This is a genomic window from Streptomyces sp. MGP-P1 (assembly GCF_057766565.1).
On the sequence record NZ_JBYMEM010000006.1, the window covers coordinates 212,146 to 223,708 of the forward strand.

Sequence of the window (11,563 nt, forward strand, 5' to 3'; positions counted from 1 at the left end):
AGGATCAGTCGATGCCAACCCCGAGCCCTACCCCGACCTCCACCTACGCCGAGACCGCCCGCACGTGGGTGACCCGATGGGACCGCCAGCAGGAGGCCTTCCTGCCGCAGCGCGAGGAGCAGTTCACCGCCCTCATCGATGTGGTCGAGGAGACCAGCGGGCGCCCCGACCCGCTGGTCCTCGACCTCGGGTGCGGGCCCGGCTCCATCGGGGTCCGTCTCCTCGAACGCATCCCAGGCGCGACCGTCGTGTCCGTCGACGCGGACCCGCTCCTGATCGAGCTGGGCCGGGCGGCGTACGCGGACGTCCCCGGGCTGCGGTTCGCGGACGTCGACCTGCGCAGTACCGACTGGGCGGCACGCCTGCGGCTGGAGCGGCAGCCCGACGCCGTGCTGAGCACCACCGCCCTGCACTGGCTCGATCCCGCGACGCTGTCAAGCCTCTACAGCGGCCTCGCCACGCTGTTGCGGCCGGGCGGAATCCTGGTCAACTGCGACGAGCTGGAGCGCGACCGCAAGGCTTCGCCAGTGCTGTCCAGCCTCGATCGCGCGCTGCTCCGGCGCAGGAAGAGCCGGAGCCTGCCCCAGCACGAAGTGGACAGCTGGCACGGATGGTGGGAAAAGGTGCAGGCGGAGCCCGCGTTCGCGGCCGCCGTCGCCGAACGGGCCAGACGCGGGTGCGACGGGGAGAACCACAGCGATCTGTCCGCGGCGTTCGCCATCCACCTCGATGCTCTGGAGCAGGCAGGCTTTGCGGAGGTCGGCACCATCTGGCAGCTGGGCGAGGTCAGGCTGCTCTGCGCCGTCGTCGACGCTCCGGACAACGCCTTCGTGGCCGACGAGCCGCACACCCACAACCACGCGCCGGCCCACGACCGATCGCACTCCCACGAGGGGACGGGCTCCGCGCCGTGACGGCCACCCCCATGAGAACGCTCGGGCCCACCCCGCGAAACAGCTGGCGGGCCTCGGGCAGCGAGGTCGACCTCTGCCGGCCCACGCGCCCCGCCCGTCCACTGAGAGTTCCGGCCGAACCGCAGAGCCTCACTCTGGATCTCGCACGCACCGCAGTCATCGTCGTCGACATGCAGAACGACTTCTGCGCCCCGGACGGCTGGCTGGCGTCCATCGGACTCGACGTGTCCGGAGCGGACGCACTCGCTTCGGCGATCGCCGACATGCTGCCCCCGCTACGCGCCGCGGGCGTGCCGGTGATCTGGCTCAACTGGGGGAGCCGGCCGGACCGGGTGAACATCCCGCCGAACGTCCTGCACGCGTACGACCTGGCCGGTACTGGAGGCGGCATCGGCTCCTTCCTGCCCGGCGGCGGCAGTCCTGTCCTGGAGGAGGGCAGTTGGGGAGCGGCTGTGGTGGACGGCCTGCGGCCGGCGGACGGCGACGTCCACGTGACGAAACACCGGATGAGCGGCTTCTTCGACACCGCGCTGGACTCCATCCTGCGCAACCTCCGTGTGGACACGCTGCTGTTCACCGGAGTCAACGCGGACCAATGCGTGCTCGCGACCCTGTCGGACGCCGCCTGCCTCGGCTACGACGCGGTTCTCCTGGAGGACGGCGTCTCCACCACTTCCCCGGATTTCTGCTTGCAGGCCGCCCTTTACAACGTCCGCCACTGCTTCGGCTTCGTCGCGAGAGGAGACGATGTGGTATCCGCGCTTCAGGAAATCGGATCATGAGATGAATGAGTCTCCGACTGAAAGCCGCGTCCCGTGGGGTGAATGGAAAACCCACGTTGTGCGCGCTTTCGCGGGAGCTGACGCACCCAGGTGACCGGCTTGCGGCGGAGCTCGGTGTGGGAGTCGCCCCGGTCGCAGCCGCTCGGGCCGGCGGCGACCCCCGACGCGCCGGACGGGGTGGTTGCCGGGCAGAGCCCTTCCGTCGTTCGCGGCAGCCGACGTGGAACCACGTCCGTGATCACGTTGGTGCGTCAGTGGCACAGGTCTCGGTAGGACGCGCGGCGAATTCGTCCGCCCGACGCTTCTCGGCAACGTCGAGTAGCAGATGCAATCTGCATCTCAATCCGTGGGATTGAGTAGCCGTGTGACCGTGCAGTGATCAATATGTTGGTTATGGTGGACGCTTCTCTGTACGTGGCCTTCTTGGCCGCCGCATTCGCCCTGTGCCTCACTCCAGGCCCCGACATGATGTTTGTCGTGGTCATGGGTGGGCGCGGAGGGCCGACTACAGGCATGATGGCAGCTCTGGGCGTGGCCTTCGGCGCCCTGGTGCATGCTGTCGGTGCCGCGATGGGCCTTTCGGCTCTCTTCACTTCTCTGCCGAGCCTCTACCATGCCTTGCGCTGGGTCGGGGCGGCATACCTTCTCTACCTGGCGGTCAAGGCGTTCCGTGACCACTCCGGGCTCGACAGCAACGAGACTGCGGACACCGGCAGCGCTGCTCCAGGGCGACTCCGTGCGTTCCGGCAGGGCGCTGTCACCAATCTGCTCAACCCGAAGGTGATCCTTTTCAACGTCGCTTTCCTGCCGCAGTTCGTGAGCCCGAGCCTTGGGAACGCGGTGTGGCAACTCCTGATCCTGGGGCTCACGCTGGTACTCGTCGGGTTGGCCGTCGACGCCTCGATCGGTCTGCTCTCCGGCAAGCTCTCGTCGCTGTTGCGGAGTAGTCGCCGCGTGGTGCGTGGACTCAATGTCTTCAGCGGCGTAGTTTTCACCGGCCTCGCCGTCAGGCTGGCGGTCGGACCCAACTAGGGCGTGCTGAGGTTGCGCAGGCGGGCGATGCCGAGCCCGCAGCGCGTATCGCTGCCCGCCACGGGTCGGTCCGTGCAACGATGGCGGTATGAACCGACTTGCCGATGCGCAGTCGCCCTACCTACTCCAGCACGCCTCCAATCCGGTGGATTGGTGGCCATGGGGAGAGGAGGCGATGGAAGAAGCTGAGCGGCGGGACGTGCCCATCCTTTTGAGTGTGGGCTATGCGTCCTGCCACTTATAGCTTCTGCTGATTCACTGGTGCCACGTGATGGCCCACGAGTCCTTCGAGGACGAGACCGTCGCCGCCTACCTCAACGCGCACTTCGTGCCCGTGAAGGTCGACCGGGAGGAGCGGCCGGACGTCGACGCCGTCTACATGGAGGCCGTCCAGGCCGCGACCGGGCACGGCGGGTGGCCGATGACCGTCTTCCTCACGCCGGACGCCGAACCCTTCTACTTCGGCACCTACTTCCCGCCCGAGGCCCGGCACGGCTCGCCCTCCTTCCAGCAGGTCCTGGAAGGCGTGGTGGCCGCCTGGACCGACCGGCGCGAGGAGGTCGCCGAGGTCGCCGGGCGGATCGTCGCGGATCTGGCGGGGCGTTCGCTGGTGCACGGTGGCGACGGGGTGCCGGGGGAGCAGGAGACCGCGCAGGCGCTGCTAGGGCTGACCCGGGAGTACGACGAACAGCACGGCGGGTTCGGGGGCGCGCCCAAGTTCCCGCCGTCCATGGCGGTGGAGTTCCTGCTGCGGCACTACGCCCGTACGGGGTCCGAGGGGGCGCTCCAGATGGCCGCCGACACCTGTTCGGCGATGGCCCGGGGCGGGATCTACGACCAGCTCGGCGGGGGCTTCGCGCGCTACTCCGTGGACCGGGCGTGGGTGGTGCCGCACTTCGAGAAGATGCTCTACGACAACGCGCTGCTCTGCCGCGTGTACGCCCATCTGTGGCGTACCACCGGGTCGGACGAGGCCCGGCGGGTCGCCCTGGAGACCGCCGACTTCATGGTGGCTGAGCTGCGGACCGCCGAGGGCGGCTTCGCCTCCGCGCTGGACGCGGACAGCGAGGACGCCGACGGCAAGCACGTCGAGGGCGCCTTCTACGTGTGGACGCCCGCCCAGCTCCGTGAGGTGCTGGGCGAGGACGACGCCGCCTTCGCCGCCGCGTACTTCGGGGTGACGGAGGAGGGGACGTTCGAGGAAGGGGCCTCCGTGCTCCGGCTGCCGGGCGACACGGGGCCCGCGGACGCCGCCCGGGTCGCGGACGTAAGGGCCCGGCTGCTGGCGGCCCGCGCGGAGCGGCCGCGACCGGGGCGGGACGACAAGGTGGTCGCCGCCTGGAACGGGCTCGCCATCGCGGCGCTCGCCGAGACCGGCGCCTACTTCGACCGGCCGGACCTGGTGGAGCGGGCCACCGAGGCCGCCGATCTGCTGGTCCGGGTGCACCTGGGCGAGGTGGCCCGGCTGACCCGCACGTCCAAGGACGGGCGCGCCGGCGGCAACGCCGGGGTGCTGGAGGACTACGGGGATGTCGCCGAGGGCTTCCTCGCGCTGGCGGCGGTGTCCGGGGAGGGCGCCTGGCTGGAGTTCGCCGGGTTCCTGCTCGACATCGTGCTGGAGCAGTTCACCGGCGAGGGCGGGCAGCTCTACGACACCGCGCACGACGCCGAGCAGCTCATCCGCCGGCCCCAGGACCCCACCGACAGCGCCACCCCGTCCGGGTGGACGGCAGCCGCCGGCGCGCTGCTCTCCTACGCCGCGTACACCGGGTCCGAGGCCCACCGGACGGCTGCCGAGGGTGCGCTCGGCGTGGTGAAGGCGCTGGGGCCGCGCGTGCCCCGGTTCGTCGGCTGGGGCCTCGCGGTGGCCGAGGCGCTGCTGGACGGGCCCCGCGAGGTCGCCGTCGCCGGGCCGGTCGGCGGGGAGCTGCACCGTACGGCGCTGCTGGGGCGGGCCCCGGGCGCGGTGGTCGCCGTGGGCGAGGGGCCGGGGGCGGGGGCGGAGTTCCCGCTGCTGGTGAACCGGCCGCCGCTGGGCGGGGAGCCGACCGCGTACGTCTGCCGGCACTTCGTGTGCGACGCGCCGACGACCGATGCCGGTGAGCTGGCGGTGAAGCTGGGCGGCTGAGCGCTGCCGTGGGATGCGCTGAGGGGCCGGTCGCCCGTGCGGCCGGCCCCTCGGGCGTACGCGTGACGCCTATCCGTGCTGGTACGCCACCAGCGAGATGCCCACGTAGTGCGCGATGAACGCCGCCAGCGTCAGTGAGTGGAAGACCTCGTGGAAGCCGAACCAGCGCGGCGACGGGTTCGGCTTCTTGATTCCGTAGATCACGCCGCCCGCGCTGTACAGCAGCCCGCCGACCACGACGAGGACCAGGACCGCGATGCCGCCGGTCCGCATGAAGTCGGGCAGGAAGAAGACCGCCGCCCAGCCCATCGCGATGTAGCACGGGGTGTAGAGCCAGCGCGGCGCGCCGACCCAGAGCACCCGGAAGGCGATGCCCGCCGCCGCCGCCGCCCAAACCGCCCACAGCAGGGGCCGGGCGGTGGACTCGGGGAGCAGGAGCAGCGTCAGCGGGGTGTAGGTGCCCGCGATGATCAGGAAGATGTTCGCGTGGTCCAGGCGGCGGAGGACCGCCTCGCCCCGCGGCCCCCAGGTGCCCCGGTGGTAGACCGCGCTGACACCGAACAGCAGACAGGCGCTGAGGATGTAGACGCCGCAGGCGATCCGGCCCATCGTGCTGTCGGTCAGGGCGATCAGGGTGATTCCGGCGATCACCACCGCCGGGAACATTCCCGCGTGCAGCCAGCCGCGCATGCGCGGTTTGACGGGGACGGGATCGAGTACGACGGGGCCCGGGGTCTGCGCGCTAGCGGCGGCGTCAGTCATATCCGCATGCTACCTACGCCACCGTAAGTAGTGGATTTGGGGCGCAAATGAGTGGCGATGCTCACGTGTGAGCCCCCCTGGACATATGGGCGGAACGGTCGGATGATCAAATGAGTGCAGTCGGCACCGGATGAGCGCCAGGGGAATTCGAAGGGTACGAAGCATCCGGGTCGCAGCCCCCACGGGGCCCCTCGACAACTGACACCCTCAACTAGGAGCGATCGTGGCGCGCGACATCGCGGCTCCCCTCACTGTCCCCACCCACCACCAGGAGCTGGTCTCCTGGGTCGACGAGATCGCAGCGATCACCCAGCCGGACCGGGTGGTCTGGTGCGACGGCTCCGAGGCCGAGTACGAGCGCCTGTGCGGGGAGCTCGTGGCCAAGGGCACGTTCACCAAGCTGGACGAGATCAAGCGGCCGAACTCGTACTACGCCGCGTCCGACCCGAACGACGTCGCCCGCGTCGAGGACCGTACGTTCATCTGCTCCAAGGAGGAGAAGGACGCGGGTCCGACCAACCACTGGAAGGACCCCGCCGAGATGCGGGAGGTCTTCACCGGTGCCGACGGTGTCTTCCGCGGGTCCATGCGCGGTCGCACCATGTACGTCGTGCCCTTCTGCATGGGGCCCGTCGGCTCGCCGCTCTCCGCGATCGGCGTCGAGATCACCGACTCCGCGTACGTCGCCGTCTCCATGCGCACCATGACCCGCATGGGCCGGGCCGTCCTGGACGAGCTGGGCACCGACGGCTTCTTCGTGAAGGCCGTCCACACCCTGGGCGCTCCCCTGGAGGAGGGCCAGGAGGACGTCCCGTGGCCCTGCAACACCACCAAGTACATCTCGCACTTCCCCGAGGACCGCGAGATCTGGTCGTACGGCTCCGGCTACGGCGGCAACGCCCTGCTCGGCAAGAAGTGCTACGCCCTGCGCATCGCCTCCGTCATGGCCCGCGACGAGGGCTGGCTCGCCGAGCACATGCTCATCCTGAAGCTCACCCCGCCGCGCGGTGACTCCAAGTACGTCGCGGCCGCGTTCCCCTCGGCCTGCGGCAAGACCAACCTCGCCATGCTGGAGCCCACGATCCCCGGCTGGACCGTGGAGACCATCGGCGACGACATCGCCTGGATGCGGTTCGGCGAGGACGGCCGCCTCTACGCGATCAACCCCGAGGCCGGCTTCTTCGGCGTCGCGCCCGGCACCGGCGAGCACACCAACGCCAACGCCATGAAGACCATGTGGGGCAACTCCGTCTTCACCAACGTGGCGCTCACCGACGACGGCGACGTCTGGTGGGAGGGCATGACCGAGGGGGCGCCCGCGCACCTCACGGACTGGAAGGGCAACGACTGGACCCCCGAGTCCTCCACGCCCGCCGCCCACCCCAACGCCCGCTTCACCGTCCCCGCCGGACAGTGCCCGATCATCGCGCCCGAGTGGGAGGACCCCAAGGGCGTGCCGATCTCGGCGATCCTCTTCGGCGGTCGCCGCGCCTCCGCCGTTCCGCTGGTCACCGAGTCCTTCGACTGGCAGCACGGCGTCTTCCTCGGAGCCAACGTCGCCTCCGAGAAGACCGCCGCCGCCGAGGGCAAGGTCGGCGAGCTGCGCCGCGACCCGTTCGCCATGCTGCCGTTCTGCGGCTACAACATGGGCGACTACATGAACCACTGGGTCCAGGTGGGCGCCGACAAGGCCGACCAGTCGAAGCTCCCGAAGATCTACTACGTCAACTGGTTCCGCAAGAACGACGCGGGCAAGTTCGTCTGGCCCGGCTTCGGCGAGAACAGCCGCGTCCTGAAGTGGATCGTGGAGCGCCTGGAGGGCAAGGGCGAGGGCGTCGAGTCCCCGATCGGCATCCTGCCGGCCAAGGGCGCGCTCGACACCGAGGGCCTGGACCTCTCCGAGGCCGACCTCGACTTCCTCCTCACGGTCGACAAGGAGGTCTGGCGCGAGGAGGCCGCCCTGGTCCCCGAGCACCTCAACACCTTCGGCGACCACACGCCCAAGGAGCTGTGGGACGAGTACCACGCGCTGGTGAAGCGCCTGGGCTGAGCCCCGCGCTCCCGCCGAACCCCGCGGCCGGGTCCGCCGGACGTCCGCCCTGACCAGTGGGGCCGAACGATCCGCCGCGGTACGGGGCCTGTCCTCGCCGACAGCCCCGGAGGGCCTGTCCCCGACCAAGGACACCCTCCCGGCCCCCGGAACCCCCTCACGGTTCCGGGGGCCGCCCCGTTCCCGCGGGAGGCGTGCCCGGCAGACCGCCCCCGCCCCGGTCCTCCAGGTACCTGGTGTGGGACCGCTGGCGCAGCTCCTCCGCCTCCCGCGCCCCGTCCACCAGCCCCTGCGCCTCCCCGTGCAGCAGCGCCACCTGCCGCTCCAGCTCCTCCTCCGGAGCCCGCGCGCCCGGCGCGAGCCGCGTCCACCACCGGGTCCGCAGATACGCGTCCACGGACTCCGGAACGTCCCGGCGCACCGCCCGCGCCACCACGTGCACGCCCTCCGGATCCTCCGCCAGCGACTCCGCGGCCCAGCCGGGGGCCAGCAGCCCGTCCAGCAGGCCGGTCAGCGCGGTGAGCCGTTCCGCCGCGGCGGCCGGCAGGTCCACCCGGTCCAGATACGCCCGCAGGGTCACCAGGTCGGCCCGCAGTTCGTCCAGCCGGGACGAGGGTTCCTCGAACGCGGGGGCGGGCGGCCGGGGCGGCGGGGCGAGCAGCGCGCCCGCCCCGTACAGCCCGCCGACCACCACCGGCCAGTACGCCTAGGCGGACCCGGCGAAGGTGAGGGCGAGACCGACGAGGGCCGCGGCGCCGCCGGCCAGATTCCGGGCCGACTCCAGATAGCCGACGACCCGGGCCGCCACGGATCTCCCGCCGCCCCGACTCCTGCTGGCGGCCGCGGATCGGCCGTCGCCGCGGCTCCTACTGGTAGCCACGGATCTCCTCGAACGCCCCGTCCAGCGAACCGGGACCCTCCTCCTTCGTCCCGTCGAAGAGCCGGCCGCCGGTCAGTGAGGCGATCGACTCCAGGGCCGAGCGGTCGGAGTCGCCGAACACGATCGGGAACACCGGGGTGACCTGGCGGGCGGCGGGCAGCGCCCGGTAGAACGCCGCGAACTCCGCCGCCGACCTGCCCGCCGTGTTCTCGCCGTCCGTCATCAGCACGATGGAGGTGAACGCGGACTCGGTGTCCGGGCCGAGGTGGTCGTAGGCGGCGGCGAGCGACGAGTAGATCGCGGTGTCCCCCTCGGCGGTCAGCGCCGCGGAGTCCGCCCGGATCGCCGCCGGGCCCGCCTTCGGGTCCGCCGGGTCGACGGTGTGCGTGCGGATCTGTTTGACGGAGGACCCGAACGGCAGCAGCGTGACCTGTTCGCGCTCACGGAAGTCGGCGGTCAGCCCGTTGAGCGCGGACTTCAGCCGGGCCAGCCGCGCGCCCTCCATCGACCCGGAGGTGTCCAGCACGTACACGGTCCGCGACGGCCGCCGCAGCCGGTGCTCGTACGAGGACAGCAGCCCGTCCGCGACCGACCGCGTACCGGGGAAGGGCAGTTCGTGGCGCTGCTCGGGGGAGAGCGGGTCGGCGGGGCGCGCGCCGGCGACGACCGGTCGGCGCAGCGTCAGCGCGGTGATCTCCCGCTGCACGGTGGTGGACCGGAAGTGCTCGGTCAGGGTCCGCACGGCGTCCCGGGCGTCGGGCGTGGCCCCGGTGAGGGCGCTCAGCGGGTAGTCGGCGGTCACCACCCCGTCGCGGGGGCGGATCACCGTCAGTCCGGCGCCGCTGTCCCGGTTCAGGGACAGCAGCACCGACTCGTAGTTGATCAGCGCGTCCACCGTGGAGCGCCGGGCGTACGCGGAGGCCAGCCACCCCGAGGAGCCGGAGGTCAGCCGCTGTCCGGCGAAGAACTCCTTCAGCTTCGGCCCGGCCTCGCGGACGTCGGCGTCGGTGAGCGCCGCCTGCGCGCCGGAGAGCCCGGACGCCACCGAGACCAGCGCGGCGAAACCGGAGTTGGAGCGGCTCGGGTCGGTCATCCCGTACGTGAGGTCCCCGGCCGCGACCGCCCGGTGGACCTGCGCCCAGCTGACCGCCCCGGCATCCCAGCCGAGCCGCCGTACCGTCTCGGGCCGCACCCCGAGCGCGACCGGGGAGGCCATCAGCGGGGTCTCGGAGGCGATCCGGCGGGCGGCCTCCGGATCGAGCCGCAGATAGTCGTTGGACGACAGCCACACCGCGTCGAACGCCCCGTCCGCCTTCCCGGACGCCAGGCGCTCCACGGCGTCCAGCGTGCCCGCCCAGGTGGGCCGCACGGTGATCCCGGTAGCCTCGCGCGCCTTCTCCAGCAGGGGTTCCATGTCGCTGAGTTCGCTGGAGGCCAGCACGCGTACGGTCCCCGTGCGGGGCTGCCCGTCGTCACCGCCCCGGCCGGTTCCCCGCCCGTCGTCCCGGTCCGTCGTGCAGGCGGCGAGCGGGACGATCAGGGCCGCGGCCAGCAGCGGGAGGAGCGCGCGCCGGGCCGGGGAGACCTTCCTTCTCGCGCGGCTGTTCATGCGCGGCCCCCGTCCAGGGCCGGATCCGTCGCGCGGCTGTTCATGAGCGGCCCCGTCCAGGTCCGGATCCGTCGGGCGGTCGTTCATGTGCGGCCCCCGTCCAGCGTTGCGTCCGTGGCGCGGCTGCGTTCCAACCGGGCCCCGGCTTCGTGGAGTTCGGCGGTGAGCGACTCCACGGTGGCCGCCATGGCCCCGGTCGCCCGCGCCTTGTACGCGTCGATGGCGTCGAGCGTGGCGTAGATCTGCCCGAACGCGGTGCGCAGGGTCTCGACGCCGACCGCGGGGTCGGCCGCGATGCGCTGGATCTCCCCGCTCTGCGTGGCGAGCATCTCCGCGTTGCCCCGGACGAGGTCCTCGGTCGTCGAGCGGAGCACCCGCACCTGCTCGGTGACCCGCCGCTGGTTCTCCAGCGCCGAGGACAGCATCACCGCGATCCGCAGCGCGGACACGGTGGTGGTGGCCGCCCGGTCGACGCCCTTGATCAGCTCGTCGTTGTTGCGCCGCACGACGTCCATCGCCAGGTACCCCTGGGCGCAGACCGCGATCTGGGTCAGCAGGTCCTGGTGCTTCTGCCGCACGGGGAAGAGCACGTCGGCCCGGAGCGCGTCGGCCCGTACCGGATCGCCCGCCGTCTCGGCCTCCGCGATACGCCGCTCCACGACGCCGTCGAGGGCCTCGGTGAGCACCGCGTACTCCTGGAGCTTGCCCATGGATTCCCAGAGACGGTTGCGCTCGGTGTGCAACGCGGCGTTGTCGCGGCGCAGTTCGTCCTGGCCGCTGCGGAGCGAGCCGACGATCCGGTCGAGCGTGCCCTTGGCGGAGGCGTACTTCGCGACGTGGTCGCGCAGCCGGCGCCCGCCCGGCAGCCGGGACAGCAGCCGGCGGGCCCCGCGCCCCGGGGTGTCGCGCGGATCGAGGTCCTCCACCGTGCGGCGCAGCTCGACCAGCGAGGCCCCCACCCGGGACGGGGCGTCGCCCTCGCCGGAGGCGAGCGCGCGGACGGTGCGGTCCAGCATCCGGTTGGACTGCTGGGCGGCACCGCGGATGTCGCCCTGCCCGAGCGCGGCGATCTCGCCGACCCGGGCGCCGAATTCGGGGGAGCGGGCGTCGAGCCCGGCGAGGCCCTCGACGTACTCCTCGGCGCGCCGGACCAGGTCGGCGCGCACGGCCTCCCCGACCGGGACGAGCCCTGCGGCCTGCTCGGCGCGGACGGGGGCGACGGGCGCCGGCGGGGTGAGGACGAGCGGCGTGGGCGGGGCGAGAGGCGTGGTCGGCGGGTCGTACGGCCGACGAGGGTCCTGGGGCGCGGCGCTTCGGGGTGGTCCGGCGTCCTGGGGCATGGTGGCGGTCTCCTGTGCTGCGAGTGCGGGTCCGGAGCCGGGAACAGGCCCGGCTGCCGGGGCCGC

Annotated in this window: 9 protein-coding genes and 1 pseudogene; 5 read left to right on the plus strand and 5 right to left on the minus strand. The window is 71.9% G+C overall.

What is annotated here, in order from left to right:
* Nucleotides 1-11: 11 nt before the first annotated feature.
* The 4 genes and pseudogenes from AC3CH1_RS16705 (at nt 12) to AC3CH1_RS16720 (ending at nt 4,856) form a co-directional block, all read left to right on the plus strand.
* Nucleotides 12-914, plus strand: a complete 903-nt coding sequence (locus tag AC3CH1_RS16705) for a class I SAM-dependent methyltransferase (protein ID WP_488463675.1) — start codon at nt 12-14, stop codon at nt 912-914.
* Nucleotides 915-925: 11 nt separating this feature from the next.
* Nucleotides 926-1,696: a cysteine hydrolase family protein gene (locus AC3CH1_RS16710; RefSeq protein ID WP_488463676.1), complete on the plus strand. Its 771-nt coding sequence runs from the start codon at nt 926-928 to the stop codon at nt 1,694-1,696.
* A 393-nt stretch (nt 1,697-2,089) separates the two neighbouring features.
* Nucleotides 2,090-2,728 carry a LysE family translocator gene (locus tag AC3CH1_RS16715; protein WP_488463677.1) on the plus strand — a complete coding sequence of 213 codons (639 nt, stop codon included), beginning with the start codon at nt 2,090-2,092 and terminating at the stop codon, nt 2,726-2,728.
* A gap of 88 nt (nt 2,729-2,816) precedes the next feature.
* Nucleotides 2,817-4,856 (plus strand): annotated as a pseudogene (locus AC3CH1_RS16720) (thioredoxin domain-containing protein).
* A 69-nt stretch (nt 4,857-4,925) separates the two neighbouring features.
* Here AC3CH1_RS16720 and trhA read toward each other — a convergent pair.
* Complete coding sequence (gene trhA, locus AC3CH1_RS16725) at nt 4,926-5,618, minus strand: PAQR family membrane homeostasis protein TrhA (RefSeq protein WP_488463678.1); 693 nt, start codon at nt 5,616-5,618, stop codon at nt 4,926-4,928.
* Nucleotides 5,619-5,841: 223 nt separating this feature from the next.
* Here trhA and AC3CH1_RS16730 point away from each other — a divergent pair, with 223 nt between their 5' ends.
* Entirely contained in the window at nt 5,842-7,668 is a 1,827-nt protein-coding gene (locus tag AC3CH1_RS16730; protein ID WP_488463679.1) for a phosphoenolpyruvate carboxykinase (GTP), read from the plus strand.
* Nucleotides 7,669-7,825: 157 nt separating this feature from the next.
* Here the strand turns inward: AC3CH1_RS16730 and AC3CH1_RS16735 are convergent, their stop codons facing one another.
* From AC3CH1_RS16735 to AC3CH1_RS16750, 4 genes are all read right to left on the minus strand, one after another.
* On the minus strand, nt 7,826-8,362 hold the full coding sequence (locus AC3CH1_RS16735; RefSeq protein ID WP_488463680.1) for a hypothetical protein: 537 nt from the start codon (nt 8,360-8,362) through the stop codon (nt 7,826-7,828).
* A gap of 12 nt (nt 8,363-8,374) precedes the next feature.
* Nucleotides 8,375-8,548, minus strand: a complete 174-nt coding sequence (locus AC3CH1_RS16740; RefSeq protein ID WP_488463681.1) for a hypothetical protein — start codon at nt 8,546-8,548, stop codon at nt 8,375-8,377.
* Nucleotides 8,535-10,157: a substrate-binding domain-containing protein gene (locus AC3CH1_RS16745; protein WP_488463682.1), complete on the minus strand. Its 1,623-nt coding sequence runs from the start codon at nt 10,155-10,157 to the stop codon at nt 8,535-8,537. Before AC3CH1_RS16745 ends, AC3CH1_RS16740 begins: the two co-directional genes overlap by 14 nt.
* Before the next feature lie 83 nt (nt 10,158-10,240).
* A complete protein-coding gene (locus AC3CH1_RS16750; RefSeq protein ID WP_488463683.1) occupies nt 10,241-11,497 on the minus strand; it encodes a toxic anion resistance protein in 1,257 nt (418 codons plus the stop codon).
* Nucleotides 11,498-11,563: the final 66 nt, after the last annotated feature.